This window comes from Corynebacterium sp. CCM 9203, assembly GCF_041357675.1.
In the GTDB taxonomy this organism is placed as follows: domain Bacteria; phylum Actinomycetota; class Actinomycetes; order Mycobacteriales; family Mycobacteriaceae; genus Corynebacterium.
In genome coordinates, this window is the sequence record NZ_JAUERY010000001.1 from 642,840 (window position 1) to 662,310 (window position 19,471).

General features: G+C 62.4%; 19 protein-coding genes and 1 pseudogene. 15 read left to right on the plus strand and 5 right to left on the minus strand.

Annotated elements, in window-relative coordinates; genetic code table 11:
- Positions 1 to 3: 3 nt before the first annotated feature.
- Together QWU44_RS02815 and QWU44_RS02820 are read right to left on the minus strand one after the other, a co-directional pair.
- Positions 4 to 1,107 (minus strand): YncE family protein, encoded by a 1,104-nt coding sequence (locus tag QWU44_RS02815; protein ID WP_370914173.1) that lies wholly within the window; start codon positions 1,105 to 1,107, stop codon positions 4 to 6.
- Positions 1,108 to 1,201: 94 nt separating this feature from the next.
- A complete protein-coding gene (locus QWU44_RS02820) occupies positions 1,202 to 2,119 on the minus strand; it encodes an aldo/keto reductase (RefSeq protein ID WP_370914306.1) in 918 nt (305 codons plus the stop codon).
- Positions 2,120 to 2,318: 199 nt separating this feature from the next.
- On the opposite strand from QWU44_RS02820, the gene QWU44_RS02825 reads away from it, so the two are divergent.
- The 11 genes and pseudogenes from QWU44_RS02825 (at position 2,319) to QWU44_RS02875 (ending at position 10,498) form a co-directional block, all read left to right on the plus strand.
- Positions 2,319 to 3,143 carry an undecaprenyl-diphosphate phosphatase gene (locus QWU44_RS02825; protein WP_370914307.1) on the plus strand — a complete coding sequence of 275 codons (825 nt, stop codon included), beginning with the start codon at positions 2,319 to 2,321 and terminating at the stop codon, positions 3,141 to 3,143.
- 69 nt (positions 3,144 to 3,212) lie between these two features.
- A complete protein-coding gene (gene mshC / locus QWU44_RS02830) occupies positions 3,213 to 4,478 on the plus strand; it encodes a cysteine--1-D-myo-inosityl 2-amino-2-deoxy-alpha-D-glucopyranoside ligase (RefSeq protein ID WP_370914174.1) in 1,266 nt (421 codons plus the stop codon).
- Between the two features lie 71 nt (positions 4,479 to 4,549).
- Positions 4,550 to 4,957 (plus strand): hypothetical protein, encoded by a 408-nt coding sequence (locus QWU44_RS02835; RefSeq protein WP_370914175.1) that lies wholly within the window; start codon positions 4,550 to 4,552, stop codon positions 4,955 to 4,957.
- 16 nt (positions 4,958 to 4,973) lie between these two features.
- On the plus strand, positions 4,974 to 5,732 hold the full coding sequence (locus tag QWU44_RS02840) for an HAD family hydrolase (protein WP_370914176.1): 759 nt from the start codon (positions 4,974 to 4,976) through the stop codon (positions 5,730 to 5,732).
- The gene (locus QWU44_RS02845) at positions 5,729 to 6,001 is read left to right on the plus strand and encodes a phosphoribosyl-ATP diphosphatase (protein ID WP_370914177.1); all 273 of its coding nucleotides are present in this window, start codon (positions 5,729 to 5,731) and stop codon (positions 5,999 to 6,001) included. The genes QWU44_RS02840 and QWU44_RS02845 overlap by 4 nt, the downstream gene beginning before the upstream one ends.
- Before the next feature lie 54 nt (positions 6,002 to 6,055).
- Positions 6,056 to 6,901: an ATP phosphoribosyltransferase gene (hisG, locus tag QWU44_RS02850; protein ID WP_370914178.1), complete on the plus strand. Its 846-nt coding sequence runs from the start codon at positions 6,056 to 6,058 to the stop codon at positions 6,899 to 6,901.
- A 397-nt stretch (positions 6,902 to 7,298) separates the two neighbouring features.
- Complete coding sequence (aspA, locus tag QWU44_RS02855; RefSeq protein ID WP_370914179.1) at positions 7,299 to 8,903, plus strand: aspartate ammonia-lyase; 1,605 nt, start codon at positions 7,299 to 7,301, stop codon at positions 8,901 to 8,903.
- Between the two features lie 180 nt (positions 8,904 to 9,083).
- A pseudogene (locus QWU44_RS02860) lies at positions 9,084 to 9,728 on the plus strand (anaerobic C4-dicarboxylate transporter family protein).
- Between the two features lie 68 nt (positions 9,729 to 9,796).
- The gene (locus QWU44_RS02865; protein WP_370914180.1) at positions 9,797 to 10,024 is read left to right on the plus strand and encodes an ATP-binding cassette domain-containing protein; all 228 of its coding nucleotides are present in this window, start codon (positions 9,797 to 9,799) and stop codon (positions 10,022 to 10,024) included.
- Positions 10,025 to 10,106: 82 nt separating this feature from the next.
- The gene (locus QWU44_RS02870) at positions 10,107 to 10,232 is read left to right on the plus strand and encodes a hypothetical protein (RefSeq protein WP_370914181.1); all 126 of its coding nucleotides are present in this window, start codon (positions 10,107 to 10,109) and stop codon (positions 10,230 to 10,232) included.
- Positions 10,233 to 10,306: 74 nt separating this feature from the next.
- Complete coding sequence (locus QWU44_RS02875) at positions 10,307 to 10,498, plus strand: LuxR C-terminal-related transcriptional regulator (RefSeq protein WP_370914308.1); 192 nt, start codon at positions 10,307 to 10,309, stop codon at positions 10,496 to 10,498.
- On the opposite strand, the gene QWU44_RS02880 is transcribed toward QWU44_RS02875, so the two are convergent.
- The 3 genes from QWU44_RS02880 to QWU44_RS02890 form a co-directional block, all read right to left on the minus strand.
- Positions 10,499 to 11,359, minus strand: coding sequence for a RecB family exonuclease (locus QWU44_RS02880; RefSeq protein WP_370914182.1), 861 nt, complete (start codon positions 11,357 to 11,359; stop codon positions 10,499 to 10,501). It abuts the gene before it with no gap.
- Between the two features lie 102 nt (positions 11,360 to 11,461).
- Entirely contained in the window at positions 11,462 to 12,595 is a 1,134-nt protein-coding gene (locus tag QWU44_RS02885) for a SufD family Fe-S cluster assembly protein (RefSeq protein WP_198735906.1), read from the minus strand.
- A gap of 46 nt (positions 12,596 to 12,641) precedes the next feature.
- Positions 12,642 to 13,361 (minus strand): ABC transporter ATP-binding protein, encoded by a 720-nt coding sequence (locus tag QWU44_RS02890; RefSeq protein ID WP_198735905.1) that lies wholly within the window; start codon positions 13,359 to 13,361, stop codon positions 12,642 to 12,644.
- A 234-nt stretch (positions 13,362 to 13,595) separates the two neighbouring features.
- Between QWU44_RS02890 and QWU44_RS02895 the strand changes: the two genes are divergently transcribed.
- The 4 genes from QWU44_RS02895 to arc all read left to right on the plus strand — a co-directional run bounded on the left by QWU44_RS02895 (position 13,596) and on the right by arc (position 19,460).
- Positions 13,596 to 15,584, plus strand: a complete 1,989-nt coding sequence (locus QWU44_RS02895) for a thioredoxin domain-containing protein (protein WP_370914183.1) — start codon at positions 13,596 to 13,598, stop codon at positions 15,582 to 15,584.
- A 15-nt stretch (positions 15,585 to 15,599) separates the two neighbouring features.
- The gene (locus QWU44_RS02900; RefSeq protein ID WP_370914184.1) at positions 15,600 to 16,862 is read left to right on the plus strand and encodes a M18 family aminopeptidase; all 1,263 of its coding nucleotides are present in this window, start codon (positions 15,600 to 15,602) and stop codon (positions 16,860 to 16,862) included.
- Positions 16,863 to 16,901: 39 nt separating this feature from the next.
- Positions 16,902 to 17,738, plus strand: coding sequence for a tRNA (adenine-N1)-methyltransferase (locus tag QWU44_RS02905; protein WP_370914185.1), 837 nt, complete (start codon positions 16,902 to 16,904; stop codon positions 17,736 to 17,738).
- Between the two features lie 81 nt (positions 17,739 to 17,819).
- Complete coding sequence (gene arc, locus QWU44_RS02910; RefSeq protein ID WP_370914186.1) at positions 17,820 to 19,460, plus strand: proteasome ATPase; 1,641 nt, start codon at positions 17,820 to 17,822, stop codon at positions 19,458 to 19,460.
- The last annotated feature ends 11 nt before the right edge of the window (positions 19,461 to 19,471 follow it).

Sequence of the window (19,471 nt, forward strand, 5' to 3'; positions counted from 1 at the left end):
TAGCTACGGAGAAGCCGTGCCGCCGACAGTAGCGATCAGGGTATCGGCACCCACCACCTGGATACCGTCACCGCTAGCGGAGACGGCGACAAGTTCTCCGCTATCCGTGATACTCAAACCTCGGACGCCAGCGACGGAACGAACGGTACCGGTGGCAACGGGGACCCCCCCTGCGACTGAATACGCGGTAATGACGTTGTCTGCGGTATCCGACACCCAGACAACATGGTTATCGGGGTCCCAGGTCAAAGCCCAAGGGCTGGTACCTGCCGGAGCCATCTGGTGCAGCATGATGACGGGGCTGGTGGTGTAGACGAGAAGCTGGCCGCCACGGGTGTCCGATGCGAAGAGCACACCCGTGCCAGGTTCACCGACTGCCATGCGGCCGACACCGAGCCCCGCGCGCAGTGCGGCACCGGGTTTCGCATTCGTCCAGTCGACACCACTGATGACGATGTTGCCCCTGTCTATGAGGACTGCACGATCAGCCTGCCCATCGACAGGTACCGAGACGAGTTGGTCGACGGAATCTTTGATGCGGATGTCAGCCGTGATGTCCGCAGCACCGGAACCATCGGGTTTGAGTACCAGAACATCCCCTGCGTCGGCGAAACCCGCGAGGATACGTCCGTCACCGGTCAGTGCTGCTGTGGTGACCGGAGCGGAGACCTTAACTGTCCCGGACTGATCCGGGGAATCCACGTCGATCACATGTATGACCCCACCACCGGAACCGTCCGGACAAGCCAGAACAAAACGCGATTCACGAGCGGACAGCGGTCCGCATTCAGCGGCGACATCGACTGCGGTGAAGCCCCCGTTCTGTAGTTGGCGCAAAGTCCCGACCCCAAGATGTGACTCGGACCGAACCGCGAGAACGTCACCGTCCGCAACCGCAAGATCGATCAGATTCTCACCCGCGAGCACACCCGCCGGCCTGAACACCTCACCCTCGGGGTTCTCCGCGGGGGGCGAATCAACGACTGTCGCACCGGAAAGTTCCGGCAGCGATGAGCCGTCAGTCGGTGAGGGAGCGTTGCAGGCGGAGAGCGTGACGGCAGCAACGGCGAATACGGCTGTCAGGGGGAAACGACGTCGGTTACTCACACCGGGGACGTTACCAGAGGTCCAGGATGCTCCACCGATCCCGGGGGAACCAGGGAAAGACCAGTTCAGAACACGACTTTCACAGAACCGGAGGCTACAGGGAGACCTCGTCCAACGCAGCCCGGATCGCCTTGGGTAATCCGGCGTCGAGTCCCTCAAGAACCTCATCCAACTGCGTCACCGTCCGGGCCCCGATTACCGCTGATGTCACCGGGCTCTGGTCGCGGAGCCACGCGATTGCGGCGGCCACCGGAGGGATGTCCAATCCCTCGGCGGCGGTACACAACGCCTCAACGACTGGTGTGCTCCGTGGTACGAGGAGCCCCTGGACCTCCGCACCGTGGCGTGGCGACGCACCGCGGGAGTCAACAGGGATACGCTGCCGGTATTTCCCGGTCAGAACCCCCTGCGCGAGTGGAGCAGCAGCGAAGAAACCAACCCCGAGATGTTCGGTAGCCGGAAGCAGTTCCTCCTCGACCCGTCTGTCAAGGAGACTGTAACCGGCCTGCGCCACAACGATCGTCGTGTGTCGGCTCTTGGCCTGGGTCACCGCTAGTTGCCAACCTGTATAGCCCCGCACCCCGGCATACCGGGCTCTCCCGGAGGTAACAGCCCAATCGAGGGCGTCGGCCACCTCTTCCGGAGGTGTCCTCGGATCCCAGAATCCGACGTTCCAGATATCCACGTGGTCGGTTCCGAGAACATGGAGGGTTCTGTCAAGCTGCGCGATGAGAGCACGCCGTGAACAGTCCACTCGCCGGCCGAGAGGGAGCGTGGGATCGACTCCCGCTGAGGAGGACAGTACGAGACGGCCCCGGTCAACGACATCACGACGTAGTAGGTAGCCGAGAAGTTTCTCTGCTGCACCGTCTGCATACGCAGGGGAGGTATCGATCAGAGTTCCTCCAGCAGAAACGAACGCTCGCAGGATCGCGCCGGCGTCTTCTTCCGGGGTCACCTCACCCCAGGTGGACACACCCAGCCCCAGTTCGGAAACCCGTAATCCACTCATACCCACCAAGTTCTCTCTCACGGGCACCACCCTAGCGGCCCCACGGAGTACGGTGTGATGCGTGAGTCTGATGAGTCTTCTCGCCGGCATTCTGCCCGGCCGTACCCAAGTGTCCCTGACCGCTGCGAACCCGTCCATCAACGACGCCGCCGACCTTATGCAGCCACTGCACACTGCCGCGGGGGGGACACCTGAACACATGAGTTGGGCTCAGACCGTGGTTCTCTCCATTGTCCAAGGACTCACCGAGTTCCTGCCGGTGAGCTCCTCGGGACACCTGCGCATCGTCAGTTCACTGTTCTTTGGACAGGATGCTGGTGCCTCGTTCACCGCAGTCGTTCAGCTTGGTACCGAAGCCGCTGTCCTGGTCTATTTCGCCAGGGACATATGGCGGATCGCCACCGGATGGTTCCGTGGGCTGGCAGATAGGTCTAGGCGGGGGCTTGATTACCGTATGGGATGGATGGTCATCGTTGGAACGCTTCCCGTCGGGGTTCTCGGATACCTGGGTAAGGATCTGATCCGGGACAATCTGCGCAACCTCTGGATCACCGCGGCCATGCTCGTGCTGTTCAGCTTCGTTTTCATCGCCGCTGAGCGATGGGGATCCAAGAAGCGGTCCTTCGAGAACCTCACTATGCGGGACGCGGTTGTCATGGGCTTCGCACAATGTCTTGCGTTGATTCCGGGGGTGTCGCGGTCAGGCGGCACGATTTCCGCAGGCCTCTTCCTCGGGCTCGACCGCGAAGTCGCCGCTCGATTCTCGTTTCTACTCGCCATACCCGCTGTACTCGCTTCGGGTCTCTTCTCTCTCCCGGATGCCTTCGCCCCGGAAGCTGGGCAGGCGGCCTCCGCCGCTCAGCTCATCGTCGGAACCGGCATCGCTTTCGCCGTGGGCTACGCATCCATCGCCTGGCTACTGAAGTTCGTGTCCAACCACTCGTTCTCGTGGTTCGCCGCCTACCGCATCCCGGTAGGCGTCGCAGTGATGGGCCTGCTCGCGGCAGGTGTTCTACAGCCGTGACCCCGGATAGCATGTCGGTCTCAGGGTCAGTCCCCGGAACTTTGGAGGCCTCACGCTAGAGTTATCTCCATGCATTCCTGGCCTGCACCCGTGGTCCCCGTTGTCGAGGGTCCCGCAGTAGCACTGAAATTGTACGATACAGCGGACCGCAGAATCCGGCCCGTCAGTGTCACGGGGAATTCCGTCGGCATGTACGTCTGCGGTATCACCCCCTATGATTCGACCCACCTCGGCCACGCGGCGACCTATCTAACCTTCGATCTGATCAACCGTCAGTTACGGGACAACGGGCACTCCGTCCGTTACGTACAGAATGTGACCGACGTGGATGATCCCCTGTTCGAGCGCGCCACTCGTGATAACGTCGATTGGCGGGAGCTCGGGCGAGATCAGACCGATCTGTTCCGTTCCGACATGACGTCTCTCCGGGTGATTCCGCCGACCGATTTCATCGCGGTAACCGACATCGTCAATGAAGTGGTTGACATCATCTCGACCCTGTTGGACAACGGTAGCGCATACGTTGTGGAGGACGAGTTTCCCGACATCTACGCAGCCCTCAAAGCAACCCCCCACTTCGGTTACGAGTCGAATTATGACCGTTCGACGATGACGAAGTACTTCACCGAGCGTGGAGGTGACCCGAATCGTATCGGAAAACGGGATCCACTGGATGCACTTATCTGGCGGGCTGCACGGCCCGGCGAACCCAGATGGGACGCGCCCTTCGGAGCGGGCCGCCCCGGCTGGCACATCGAGTGCGCCGCAATCGCGCTGAATCGCCTCGGTTCCCGGTTCACAATCCAGGGGGGAGGCACAGATCTCATATTCCCTCACCACGAATACAGTGCCGCGCACGTTGAAGCTGCGACCGGGTCCGAACGAATGGCCGGGCACTATGTACACAGTGCGATGATCGGTCTCGAAGGAACCAAGATGAGTAAATCTCTGGGAAACCTTGTGTTCGTGCACAAACTCACAGCTTCCGGTCATGATCCTGGTGCCATCCGGTTGGGAGTCTTCGCGGGTCACTACCGGAGTGACCGAGACTGGTCAGACCGGATTCTCGCGGTCGCTGAGGCACGTCTCGCACTGTGGCGTTCCGCCGCAGTCAAGGCGACCGACGTCGATGCCGCACGGAGCCTAATCCGGGAGGTCCGGGAAGCTCTCGCCGATGATCTCGACACGCCTCGGGCGCTGGTGGCTGTGGACAGATGGGCGGAGGATGTGTGCGCGGGGCAGGAAAATCTTGCGCTGGCCGACGAAGCCGGGATGCTGGTCTCCGGAGCACTCGACGCCTTGATGGGGGTTGCGCTCATCGGCGACGCCCACTGAAGAATAGGCCACAGGTGTTCCGAATGATGGGGTACTTCAATTCGGCTGGCCTCTCTGATACTCATGGAGGCATGACCTCCATGAGTATCAGCCAGCAGTTCGCTCCGGACGTTGATGAGTTCATCGACGATCTTGAGACTTTCGCTTCGGGATCCTATCTCGGGAAGGACGAGAAGGAGTTCTGGGATCAACCCTTCGACCCCTCTGTGCTCCCGACTCTCCGCACAATCCTCATGGGTTTTCTGACAGAACTCGATCTGCTCCCGGCATCCCCCGGTGCAGAGAACATCATTGATGCCGTGACCCGGTTCATCACCGCAGTGGAGACCTTCAACGTCCGGCACGCAGATGCTGTCATTGAGCCGGAAGAGTTCGATGAACTCAACAGTCTGATCTTTCGAGCCATCACAGCAACCGGTTTCATCCCGCCCGAGGTCGAAGACCCCGAAGACGGCTTCGTACTTCCCAGGTTCGAATAGGCGTGGTGCGGAAAACATGGCTGCCCCCCAATTTGATCAGCTACCTGCGGCCGTCATCTGGGACATGGATGGTACGGTGACCGACACTGAACCACTGTGGGCCGTCGCCACCTACGAGATGAGCGAGAAAATGGGACGTCGGCTCACCACAGAGAAGCATGCGACAACGGTGGGGGGATCATTCGACAACACCTTCCGTGTCTGTGCGGAGCACGCCGGTGTCACCCCGGATCAGGCCGCGAAAGAACGTTACCGGCGGATTCTGTTCGACCGTTTCGCGGAGCTGTTCACCGAACGCCCCACCCTCAATCCGGGGGTTCACGAACTGCTCCGGGATCTTAAGCATCGGGGCATCGCGATGTATATCGCGACCAACACTCCCAGGGAGCTTGCTGATCCGGTGATCGCAGCGGTCGGCCGGGATCTCTTCGTTGACACGGTGTGCGGTGATGAGGTTCCCAAAGGGAAGCCCTCCCCAGACATCTACCTGGAGGTCGCACGGCGAGCGGGCCTCTCACCATGGGATTGTCTGGTCTTCGAGGACTCTGCGACCGGAATGCGTGCGGCACATGATGCCGGGTGCCAGGTCATCGGTGTCCCCGGGGATATGACCCTGGAACGACCAACGGGAGTACCCACCCTCGGGGAGTTGACCGGCCGACCTGAACTTGTCGGCGCGGACTTCCGTGGACTCGACGTCGATGCGATCGGGGTTCTGTTTCGTCGCCTAACCCGTACTCCTGCACCGGTGGTGGGAAAGGATGTGCAAGAATGATTCGCGTGAAAGACTTCGACGCCCTCTACGCTGAACTACTCTCCCGCGCGACCGAACGCCCCGAAGGTTCGGGTACGGTGGTCGCTCTCGATGCGGGTATCCATTCCCAGGGGAAGAAGGTCGTCGAGGAGGCTGCGGAAGTCTGGATGGCCGCAGAGTTCCAGTCGGACGAGGAGCTGGCCGAGGAGATTTCGCAACTCCTCTACTGGACCCAAGTGATCATGGTCGCCAGAGGCCTCAAACCCGAGGACGTGTACAAGCATCTCTGACGGCGCCACATCATCCGTCCGTCCACCATCTCTCTGAAAGATCCCCGGGAAAACATGCTCAAAGTCGCAGTACCTAATAAGGGCTCGCTGTCCGAGGCAGCAGTCGAGATTCTCTCCGAGGCAGGATATGTCGGCCGCGGCGATAGCAAGGCGCTGACGGTCACTGACAAAGCCAACAAGGTCGAGTTCTTTTTCCTCCGACCCAAGGACATCGCGATCTACGTGGCGAGTGGCCAACTGGATCTCGGTATCACTGGGCGTGACCTTGCGGCTGATTCTCTCGCGAACGTCCAGGAGGTTCTTTCCCTGGGGTTCGGGAGTTCAACCTTCAGGTATGCTGCACCTGCCGGGGAGGGCTGGACCGTCGATGATCTCGATGGAAAACGTATCGCCACGTCCTACCCGAACCTGGTTCGCTCTGATTTGGCGTCCCGAGGTCAGACAGCGGAGGTCATCCGACTTGACGGTGCTGTCGAGATCTCGATCCGACTCGGTGTCGCGGATGTGATCGCGGACGTTGTTTCCACCGGCCGGACGCTTCGGAAACAGGGACTCGAGCCTTTTGGCGAGACTCTGGTTACTTCGGAAGCCGTCATCGTCGGTCGGGCAGGCGAGAAGGTCACCCCGGAGCAGCGGGTTCTTCTGCGTCGTATCGAGGGTATTCTCCATGCCCAGAACTACCTGATGCTCGATTACAATGTCCCGCGGTCGCTACTCGACGCAGCAACCGCACTGACCCCGGGTATCTCCGGGCCAACGGTATCTCCACTAGCGTTGGAGGACTGGGTCGCGGTTCGCGCGATGATCCCGCGCAGCACTGCTAATGACGTGATGGACGAGCTCGATGAGTTAGGCGCAGAGGCGATTCTTGCCTCGGAGATCCGAATCGCTCGGCTCTGACCTCCACACGCGACCCCCGTAGCCGAATGTCGGCGTCACGGGGGTCTTTTCTCGCTACCGGAGTCACCAGAATCGGAAATTAGGCAGGTGCTCCACGCCCGTATACCATGCTCCACCCGGGGCGAATCATCCCCGCCATCGATCGTGCACACTCGTACCAGGCGCATGATGCGCCTTGGATCAAGGCCAGGAAGAAGGCATTTAACTGCAGGAACATCCGGTATGGTGGTGCACAATCAGCCACGAACTCCGCCGATCACGATAGCAACCTCCAGATCCACCCCCGTGTACTCGGTCCTCGTTATGCTGGGGGGAACGAGTGGCCTTCGCGATACCCGAGTACCAAATGCTCAGGACACTCCAGGAAGAAGAGACCCACAGAGAGGTGGCACACGACATGGCCAAATCATCCAAGCGGAAGCCCACGACGGCGAAGGCAAAACGGGAAACCGGAACGAACAAAAGCCCCGACGAGCCATCTGCAACGCACGACGCCGTCATCGAATCGGACGAAGTGAAGGACTCCACTACTGCCACGCAGACAGCCGATGCCCCGGCGACAGGTGCCAGGCATGGAGAAAGCCGTACCCGAACTGAGGTGGATCTGCTTGGGGAACTGGACGTTCCGGATGAGGCCTACTACGGTATTCACACGCTCCGTGCAATGGAGAACTTCCGGATCTCCCGGATCACGGTCAACGAAATCCCGGAGTTCATCCGTGGCATGGTCCAGGTGAAGAAGGCCAGTGCCCTGGCCAATCGCAGGCTGCACACTCTTCCCGCCGAGAAGTGCGAGGCGATTATCTGGGCGTGTGACCAGATTCTGGTCGAGGGACGGTGCATGGACCAGTTCCCGCTCGATGTCTTCCAGGGCGGTGCCGGAACCAGCCTGAACATGAACACCAATGAGGTAATCGCGAACCTGGCGCTGGAGTATCTGGGAAAGCCGAAGGGTGCCTACGACATCATCAACCCGAATGATGACGTCAACATGAGCCAATCCACCAATGACGCCTACCCGACAGGATTCCGGCTCGGTGTTCACTACGCTCTCAATGACCTGATCGATTCCTTCGATGCTCTCGAAAGTTCCTTCGCCGCGAAGGGACACGAGTTCGTGGACATCCTGAAGATGGGTCGCACACAGCTCCAGGATGCGGTTCCCATGACACTCGGTGAGGAGTTTGCCGCCTTCGCCCACAATCTGTCTGAGGAGCGCGTCATCCTCCGCGATGCCTCGGAGCGTCTCCTGGAGGTCAATCTTGGGGCGACAGCCATCGGCACCGGAGTGAATACTCCAGCCGGCTACCGACACCAGGTCACGGCTTCCCTCAGTGAAGTCACGGGGCTGGAGGTCAAGTCAGCGAAGGACCTCATTGAGGCGACGAGCGACTGCGGTGCCTACGTTCTCGCTCATGGCGCGGTGAAGCGAGCCGCGATGAAGCTGTCGAAGATCTGCAACGATCTACGCCTGTTGTCCTCCGGTCCACGGGCCGGCCTGAACGAGATCAACCTCCCGGCCCGCCAGGCCGGTTCATCGATCATGCCTGCCAAGGTCAACCCGGTTATTCCCGAGGTCTGCAACCAGGTGTGCTTCAAGGTGTTCGGCAATGACATCACCGTTACCATGGCCGCCGAGGCTGGCCAGCTCCAGCTCAACGTCATGGAGCCGGTGATCGGGGAGTCCCTGTTCCAATCGATCCGCATCCTCCGGAACGCCGTCGAGACGCTCCGCACCAAGTGTGTCGACGGAATCACCGCGAACGAGGACGTCTGTCGGGCGTACGTCGACAACTCGATCGGAATCGTGACCTACCTGAACCCGTTCATCGGTCACCATAACGGTGACCTCATAGGTAAAGAAGCAGCAGAGACCGGCAAGACCGTTCGCGAGCTCGTCCTTGAGAAGGGACTGATGGACGCCGAGACCCTGGATCAAGTACTGAGCAAGGAGAATCTCATGCATCCGGTCTTCCGCGGGCAGCTTCACCTCGACCGTTAGGATTCTGACCCATTCTTCGATAAGGGCCCCGCCGTTCCAGCGGGGCCCTTCCAGGTCCATGAGCAGGTCGGGGCTTCAGTTTGATCCCCACTCCGATGGTACGTCTTCTTGAATAGCCAGTTATCCAACACAGGCACAACCGCGACAATCCACCAGGAGTACAGGCCGCGATTCTCAGCCATCAGATCATCGTCCGTCATTTCCGCTATCGTATTGGAGGCACGACCGGGTCCAATCGGCATCAGTCTCACCGGTGATCGAGGTATGCTCCTGCTCGGATTCGCGGGGACAGACGTGGTCTTCGCCGCCATGCAACGGGCCGCGGGAACGGACTGGCTGGTCGACCTGGCGGAGAAACTGCTCTGCAGGAATCCCCGGTACATCACCTACCTCGCCCCGGTAGTCACCTACACGATGATTATCCTCGCCGGCACCGGGTATCTCCAGTTACTCGCGGTCGTGCTCTCTGTCGACCTTCCTCGCAGTCTTTCCGACCGCGTTCGTGGCGAACCATCTCGGCCTCGACCTGGACAAGAACCCAATCTACCGCGAACGCCTCGAGAAGGGACTGGTCAGCTCACCAAAGAAACACGCAGAGAAGTAAGTGACCGCGGCGACCAAACTCGCGGTGTGGATTTTCGTTGCCGTCAGTGCACTGTTCGTCCTACCGACCTACCGATCCTGCTCGCCGCGGTAGAGATGGACCACACCGGCTCCACGAGAATCGGAAGGTATATCGTCAATCACCCGTTCCTCATACCGGGTGCCCTCTGCATCGCATTGTCCCCGGCGTTGGTGTTCCTGTTCGGTTCGGTCGTTCTCTGATCTCGGGTCCGCCTTTTGGGGGAAGTCCGGATTTCCCCGGTTCGGTGGGTGTTCCTTAGCGTCGGGGTATGACCAGTACATCGACAGACAACGAATTCCGGATACGAGGCCTCGAGGTGCGCTACGGCACAGATCGGGTCGTCCGGGACATGAGCCTGAGTGCCAAACCGGGACGTGTCACGTGTGTCCTCGGGCCCAACGGCGCAGGTAAGACGACGACGTTGCGCGCAGGCCTCGGTCTCGTCGGCCGGTACGCGGGCGAGTGCCACCGGCCGAAACACGAACATTCTGCTTGACGACGGCGGGCTCATCCCCGGTCTCACCGTCCGTCAGCATGTCACCGCACGGGCACTGTCCGTCGGCGTCTCGACCGGGTGTGTGGATGACCTCATCGACACCGTCGGTATGACCGATGCGGCGGCAATGAAGATCGGGAAGTGCTCAATGGGGATGAAGCGTCGTACGGCGCTGGCTGCGGCCAGTCCCGCGTCGGGTCAGCTCTAGCGCGGTGCCTTCGATGTCTTCGCCGCGACCAGCTCTGACGTACTCACCCTGCCGCAGCTCACCGTCATCATCCGCTGACCCCGAGAGAGATCGACTGCGTGCGTGAACTGTTCCGGGGACAGAGCAACAACGGCATCACGGACACCCTGTTTCTTGAGCCGTCCACGCTGAAGACGCACCTCTCCAACGCCATGTCCAAGACCGGGGAACGGGGTCGGGTCCAGCTCGTGATCTGGGCGTTCCGGTCCGGCCTGGTCGATATCTGATCAGGAGTCCGCGGTGATCTGACCGTCGGCGGTGCTCCCGGGCCACCCCGGATATTCGGGCGGAGTACCGCCGAAGGCAGGGCACAACGCTTGATGAGAACACCAGCCACAGAGCTTGGAGGTCTTCGGCCGGAAGTTCCCGCTCCGCCCATCCGCCTCGATCTTCGCCCACAGATCCCCCAGATCACGTTCAAAGTACTCCAATTCCTCCACCGAGGGGGTGAGGAACATCGAGTCGGTGACCTTGAGGTACATCAGTCTGAGCTGCGCGGGAAGCACCTTGTGCAGCCGCCAGTAGACCAGGGCGTAGAACCGCATCTGGAACGTGGCCTGCTGACTGAACCGGGGGATGGGCTTCTTGCCGGTCTTGTAATCGACGACCCTGATGCGGCCGTCCGGGGCCTCGTCGACGCGGTCGATGAACCCGCGGACCGGCACCCCGTTGGGGAGCACGGACTCCACATACATCTCGCATGCCTTGGCCGTGAAGCCCTGGGGGTTCTCCATTTCGAAGTAGCCGCGCAGCAGGGCACGGCACTCGACGAGGAAGTCGTAGCGGGCGTCCTCGGGGACAAGCTCGTCGAGCTCATCGTCGGCGGCGCACATCGCCGCCCAGGTGGGTTTGAGGCGTTTGACCGCCGCCGGGTAGGTGCGCTGCTCCGGCGCCCACGTGTGCATCTGCTCGAGTACATCGTGAACGAGTGTTCCCTTGACCTGAGCGACGGTCTTCGGTTCGGGAATACGGTCAATGGCCCGCAGCCGGTAGAGCAGCGGGCACTGCTGGTAGTCGCTCGCCCGGGAGGGGGACAGCGCGAGGGGCCGGGGCCGGGTGGACGGGCTGGTCGTTACCGGTGAGGTCATGGGACATCACGTTACCGCGCACCCCCGACGCAGCCGTCCCAGGGTGCGCAGTCTGTTGTGGACCCTTGACGGAGGGGCCCGTCCTATCCACAACCGGTCTCCCTAAAGCTCAGCCTCCCGAGCTGCGGTGACCAGCCCCTCGACGGTGGCGCGCAGGGAATCGGGGACAGACTGCTCGGTGAGATCGAGGAACCCCCGGACGATGAGGTCGCGGGCGGTGTCCTCGTCGAGTCCGAGCGCCATGAGGTAATCGAGCCGGTCACCGTCGATCATGCCGACGGACGCCTCGTGGCTCAACTGCGCCTCGTCGACACGCGCCTTCAACGCGGGGACCGAGTCAATGTATCCGGTGTCCCTTAGCATGAGACCATCACACTCCAGGAATCCGGAGCACCCGCGTCCGACGCCGACGAGCGTGGTGTCGTTGGAGATCTCCCCACCGTCGGAAACCATGCGGGACACCTGTTCGGCACGTGACCCCGCTCCGAGGAGACGAATCTCGGTCCTCATCTCGCGGTGGGTGTCGGCCGGGGCGAACACCACCGAGTGGCTGGTGTCGGTTGCCCCGTCGTCAAGTTCGACGGTGGAGTGCGCGACGTGGTTGCGGAGCCCGGAGACCGCGACGGAAACGGAACTGTTCACGGCGTCGCGGGCGATGCGAGTTCCGGACCAGGAGTGGACGTCCATTTGGGAGCCCCACCGTTCGACATCGAGGGAGCGGAGTCGGGCGCCTTCACCGATGAATGTCTCCGAAACAGAGACGTGGCGACCGTGGGTCATTTTCGGGGTGACACCGGAACCACTGATGTGGTCGACCCGGGCACCGGCTCCGATGACGGTCAGATCGTGGACGAATTGTCTTTCCTGGGGCACGGTCATGAACGAGAAGTTCTGCAGTGGCCCGTCGAGGATCGCGCCGTCGTGGACCCAGGTGAACGTGCCCAGCGGCCGATCCTGGGATTCGAAGGCACGCCGCAGGACGTCATCGGAGAGTGGGTCGATGAGCGAGAACATGAGCTGCTGCACCCAGGGGTAGGTGACGACAGCATCCGAGAGCGGCATAATTTCGACCTGCCCGTCGTGGGTGACGATGCGTTCGAAGTGATGGTCGACCATCAACGAGGTGCCCGCGCAGGACTCCTCGTCGCGCCAACCGAGATCGGTGAGCAGCCCGGGCGTCACGCTGGCGCTGCCGAGACCGGGTACCGGGGTGACTGCGGGAACGGTGGATGTCATTGGGAATCAGTCCTTGGTTTCGTCGGTGGGTGGAAAATACCCGGGATCAGGCTGCCCAGCCGTCGGTACGGACACGGGCAAGCATGTCGCGGGCGTCGCCACTGTCGGTGAGGCGTCCGCCGGACATGAGGTGTGCGATGGGGGAATCGAGGTGGTCGAGGATGAACCCGGTGTGTGTGACGACCAGCGAGCTCCGGGCCGTTCCATCGGGGCACGGGGTCTGCAGAAGGTCCGCGAGTGCGCGCCCCACCACAGAGACGTGTTCCATGTCGACACCTGACTCCGGTTCGTCCAGCAGGCACATGGTCGGCTGCTGGAGCCGGAGTTTGAGCATCTCGAAACGGCGCATCTCACCGCCAGAGAATCCGCAGTGGACGTCCCGGTCCAGGAAGTCGGAGAGATTGAGTTCCTCGGCGAGCCGGGGCAACCGGTCACCGGCGTGGATCGCCTGAGCGAGTTTGCTCACCGTGATTCCGTGGAGTTTGGGTGGATGCTGCACCGCGAGACCGAGTCCCGCTCGGGCGCGTTCATCAACGGAAAGCTCCGTGATGTCCTGTCCGTTCAGGAGTATCCGCCCACGGGTGACCTGGAATGGTCCGGTGCCCATGATCGCGTTCAGCAGTGATGATTTCCCGGAGCCGTTCGCTCCGATGAGAACATGGTTCTCTCCGTGGTTGACGGTCAGTGTGATGTCGCGGCAGACGATCGTGTCATCGACGGAGACGGTGACGTCGTCCAGTGCGAGCAGCGGGGTGGTGGTGTCCATGGTCGATCCTTCTCCCTGGCGTGGTCGGTCCTCCCCGCGGGGCCTCCGACCTGCGGGAGGTGGTATTCCACCCCAATTCTACGGATAAATCTGAACACCATTCATAATCTCCAAAGGGTGACCTCCGTCATGACATCTGAGCTGGGGTGATCGTCCGTTCCACCGTTCGAGGGAACCCGATCCGGGGGTGGTCACACCGCAGGGACGTACCAGGGGAGCGTGCACAATGGGGGAATGGGTAACCGACTTTCCGGCAGTGACAGCACCTACCTCCGGCAGCACGCCGACGACCCCGTCGACTGGTGGACGTTCGGCCCGGAGGCCTTCGCCGAAGCCTCCCATCGCGATGTCCCGGTACTGGTCTCCATCGGGTACGCGGCGTGCCACTGGTGCCATGTAATGGCCCGGGAGTCCTTCTCGAATCCGGACATCGCGGCACTACTCAACGAGCATGTGGTCTGCGTGAAGGTGGACCGGGAGCAGCACCCCGACGTTGACGCGCTCTACATGCAGGCCACCATCGCGTTGTCCGGCCATGGCGGATGGCCGATGACCGTCTTCACCGATCCCGAGGGACGACCGTTCTACGCCGACACCTATGTCCCTCCGGAGGACCGGCCGGGGCGCCCCGGCCTGCCCCGTCTGATCCGCGCCGTGGACGAAACCTGGCGCAACCGCCGTAGTGAGATCGCCGACATGGGGGAGAAGGTTCGCGAGATGATGGCTCTGCACTCCGCCCCCGTCCGCCCGGTCCCGACCGTCGACAAGGTCTTCGACCGGGTGACGTCCGCACTCCAGGACTCCGAGGACCCGGTGCACGGTGGTTTCGGCGGTGCCCCGAAGTTCCCGCCGTCCGCCACACTCCTGGGGCTCACCAGGCGGGCGGAACGGACTGGAGACAACCGTGTGCACGCGCTCGTCGGAAGGACCATTGAATCCATGGTCCGCGGCGGGATCTTCGACCAGATCGGAGGGGGTTTCGCCCGATACACAGTGGATGCGGCGTGGCGGACCCCGCACTTCGAGAAGATGCTCGACGACAACGCGCTCCTGCTCCGGGCGCTCGTGGCGCATGCCCACGCAACGGGTGATCCCCTGGCAACTCGGGCCGCAGATGACACCGCACGGTTCCTGCTCACCTCACTGCGTCGTCGGGACGGACTGTTCGCCACCTCCCTGGACGCCGACACCGACGGAGTCGAGGGCGCAACCTACCGCTACACCCGGAACAGGGTCTCTGCCGCACTAGGGGACTCCGACGACGCCAACTGGATCGCCACCTTATTCGGTATCAGCAATACTGATGATGCCGAAGGCGGCTCCGTCCCCACCTTGTCGCGTGATCCAGACGACATGCCCCGCTTCCTCCGCATCCGCGAACAGCTCGCCGCCGCCCGGGCGAGAGACCCGCAACCCGGGCGGGATGACACCGCAACCACAACAGGTACCGCGATGGCCGCGGTCGCCCTCAGTGAGGCGGCGGAACTTCTGCCGGGAGCTGGGAACGACACATTCCGTGACGCGGCCGTGCACGCTATCCTCGGGTTGGACAGGCTGCACCGGACTACCGACGGTGGTTTTCTCCGGGTCAGTGGCGGAGAATCCGCATCACTCGCAGACCTCGCGTGGCTGGCCCTGGCGTCGACCCGAACAGCCTCCGCAGCCACCTGCACCGGGGATGAGGCACTCACGGAAGACTGCCTCCGGATTCTCCGGGACGCCCTCAATCAGATCGAACGTCGCCACGCGGACCCGGACAACCCAGGCACCTATTTCGACAGCGGCAGTCCCATCCCGGTGCTCGGACTGCGCGCGCGGGATCCTTTCGACACCTCTGCCCCCGCCGGAGTCGCGGTGGCGGGGGAAGCCTTCTTCACCGGGTCGATGGTCATCGGTGCCACCGGGGACGCGGACACCGCCGAGCGGTGGGCGAGCCGTGGACGGGAGATCCTCGCGGTCCATGGGGAGGTCGCCGGCGCGCGCCCCCTCCAGGCCGGCGGGTGGCTTAGTCTCGGTGAACTCGCGGCATCCGGCCCAACCCGCGCGGTGGTCACGTCACCGACAGCAGAGGCGCTCTCCCGGCTCCGCCGACAACTCGATTCCGCAGCGATCATCCTCGGTACAGGCCCGTCAGGTATCCGGGTCGACGGCCCGCACCCGGGTCGTGGCACGCATGTGCAGATCTGTCGGGCCGGGGTGTGTGGCCGAACCGTTGCCCTGTGATGGTTGGATGGAAACATGATCAGCTTCAGCGACTTTATCCACGCCTCCCCGAGTTCCTATCACGCAGCGGACCAGGTGCGCCGCGAGCTTCTCGCCGCGGGATTCACGGAACAGGATGAGACGGATACCTGGGACGCGACACCGGGCGGCCATCTCCTGGTCCGGGGTGGTGCTGTGTTGGCCTGGTACATCCCCCGGGAAGCGGGCCCCGACTCAGGTTTCCGGATCGTCGGCGCCCACACCGATTCACCCGGACTGAAGCTCAAGTCCCTTCCGGACGCCGGAACCGCGGGCTGGCGGCAGGCCGCCTGCGAGGTCTACGGCGGCCCAATCCTGTCGACGCTGTTCGACCGCGAACTCCGGCTCGCCGGTCGGGTCATCACCGTGGACGGGACACAGCACCTCGTGGACACGGGCCCGCTACTCCGTGTCCCGAATCTCGCGATCCATCTCGATCCGAAGGTGAACCAGGGCTTCGAGTACGACCGGCAGCGCCACCTCTATCCGGTCCTCGGCACAGGTGACCCCCGGGAGACCGTGCTCGAGACGGTCGCCCGTCTAGTGGGAATCGACGACGACATCATCGCCCACGACCTCATCACCTGCGACACGCAGGCCCCGGAGTTCTTCGGTGCTGAGCTGGACCTTCTGGCGGCGCCCCGCCTGGATAATCTTTCCAGCGTCTGGCCCGCGACCACCGCATTGAACACAGCCGTGCGGGACGGGGGCGCGGACGCCCAGAGAGACATCCTCGTCCTCGCGGCCTTCGACTACGAGGAGGTCGGTTCCGGTGCCGTCACCGGCGCAGCCGGGCCGATCCTGCAGAATGTCCTCGACCGTACTGCTGAGGCCCTAGGTGCCCGGGGGATCGACGGCCAGGCCCGGATGTACGCCCGCTCATCGTGCATCTCTGCCGATGCCGCGCACTCGGTCCACCCGAACTTCGCCGAACGGCACGATCCCGTCAACCGTCCACTTGCCGGATTTGGCCCAGCGCTGAAGGTCAACGCGAAGCAGCGGTATGCCACCGACGCCGAATCCGCGGCCCTGTGGCACCGGCTGTGTTCCACCGCCGGTGCCCCCAACCAGGTGTTCGTTTCCGGTAACCACGTACCCTGTGGAACGACCATCGGTCCGATCACTGCGACTCGCCTCGGCATCACCACGCTTGATGTTGGCGTTCCCATCCTCTCCATGCACTCCGCACGCGAGATGGCCTCCGCCCGCGACGTCGACACGCTGGCTCAGATCCTCGGCACCTACTACGCCGGCGTTTAACCCGAACCGCCCACGACGAGATACGAACGAGAGACACTCATGGCTTATTCCGGCCCCTTCCAGGCGGGCGACCGCGTCCAGCTCACCGATGCGAAACGCCGTCACTTCACGATCGTGCTCAAGGAAGGGCAGAGCTTCTTCACCCACAAGGGGGGCATCGCACACGATGACATCATCGGCCAGCACGAAGGTACCGTGGTGGAATCCTCCCAGGGCGGTCTATACCTCTGTTTCCGTCATCTGATGGTGGACCACGTTCTGTCCATGCCTCGCGGCGCAGCAGTCATCTACCCGAAGGATTCCGCCCAGATCCTCATCGAGGGCGACATCTTCCCGGGCGCGCGCGTACTCGAAGCCGGTGCAGGTTCCGGAGCTCTCTCCATGACACTGCTCCGTGCCATCGGTGAGTCCGGTGAACTGATCTCCTATGAGATCCGGCAGGATCACCTCGACTACGCGGAGTCGAACGTCGATGAATTCTTCGGGGGGAGACCCTCCAACTGGTCTCCTCGTCTGGGCGACCTTAAAGAGGTCACGGTGGACGACATCGGAGGTCCCGTCGACCGCATCATCCTCGACATGCTGGAGCCTTGGAAATGTCTCGACGCGGTGCGAGGACTTCTTCTTCCGGGAGGAGTATTCATGACATACGTGGCCACCGTCCCGCAGTTGATGAAGGTCATGGAGGGTATCCGCGAACTGGGGTGCTTCACTGAACCCCGCGCCTGGGAATCCCTCGTCCGGGAGTGGAAGGTCGAGGGACTGGCCACCCGCCCCGAGCACAGGATGAACGCCCACACCGCATTCCTGGTCTGGGCGCGGCGCCTGGCGGACGGTACGGTCGCACCCCGGCCGCAGCGACGCGCCCGGAAATAACGGGCGCTTCCACGCCATAAGCCAGGACAAGTCAGCCTCACCTCACACTTCACCGACCCCGGTGGTCTACATTGGAGTTCCATGAGCACCTCCGTCAACACCCCCGAACCGGACGACAACGCTTCGACCGACGCCGCCCAGTCGATACCCGCGCCGAGGTCCGCCGCTGACACGTACCGGGAGGTCTCGGAAGAACTGCGCCGAGTCCGTCGTGACAATCGCGAATTGGCAACCCGCAACACCAAACTCGTGGAGCTGCTCACTGCCTCACGCCGAAAACTCGCAGTCCTCAACGAACAGTTGGAACAACTCTCAGCACCGCCGTCCACCTACGGGACGTATCTTGAGCCAACCCAGGGGTTCGAGGAGACCTGTGCTGAGGTGTTCACATCGAACAGAAGGATGCGCCTCGCGGTGAGTCCACTCGTTGACCCCACCTCGCTCGTTCCCGGAGCACGGGTTCGACTCGGCGAAGGCGCACAAGTCGTGGAGGTCTGCGGCTTCGACGACTCCGGGGAGATGGCTAGTGTGACGGAAGTTCTTGCGGATGGCCGGGCTCTCGTCATCGATACCACCGGGGAGGAACGCCTCGTCCGCCTCGCGGGACCACTGCTCGCGGGTGAAAAGCCACCGCGACCGGGAGATACGCTTCTGGTGGACAATCGCGCAGGGTATGCCTTCGAGGTCATTCCCAAGACCGAGGTCGCGAAACTAGCGCTAGAGGAGGTTCCCGACGTCACTTGGGCGGACATCGGCGGTCTCGACGATCAGATCACCCGAATCCGGGATGCCGTCGAACTACCCTTCACCCATCCGGATCTCTACCACGCTTACAACCTGAGGGCCCCGAAAGGCGTCCTCCTTTATGGTCCTCCAGGCTGTGGGAAGACACTCATCGCCAAGGCGGTCGCGAACTCACTCGCCGAGCGCATCGGTGATGGCTCACGTTCCTACTTCATCAATGTCAAAGGTCCCGAACTACTGAATAAATTTGTCGGGGAATCGGAACGCCAGATAAGACTCATCTTCGAACGTGCCCGAGAACTCGCTGGCGAAGGACGCCCAGTCATCGTGTTCTTTGATGAGATGGAGTCAATCTTCCGGACACGGGGATCCGGGGTATCCTCCGACATGGAGACCACCGTTGTCCCTCAGCTACTCGCCGAACTCGACGGCGTGGAGAGTCTGTCCAACGTCATCGTAATCGGCGCGACGAACCGCGAGGAACTCATCGACCCCGCGATCCTCCGCCCGGGCCGTCTGGACGTGAAGATCCGGGTCCAACGACCCGACCGGGCGGGAGCCCGGGAGATCTTTCAGCGGCTGCTCCACGAGAATATACCGGTCGCAGGTGATCCAGAGAAACTCATCGAGCATGCTGCGGAACATCTGTTCCGACCCCGACCTTTCGTCGAATTGACCTATCTCGACGGGAGCATCCAGGTTCTGCATTACCACGACTTCGTCTCCGGTGCGATGATTACGAACATCGTGGACCGAGCCAAAAAAGAAGCGATCAAGGACCACCTCGCCGGCCGGACGAATGGTATTACGAGTGCTCATCTTGCAGCGGCGATCGACGCGGAGAACGAGGAAAACGAGGACCTTCCAAACACCTCGAACCCGGATGCCTGGTCCCGGATCACCGGACGCCCCGGAAGCCGGGTCGCGGGTGTCCGGGTACTCGGTGCCCCATCTGATCCCGAACCTCCCGTACGTTAGGAAACGCCACC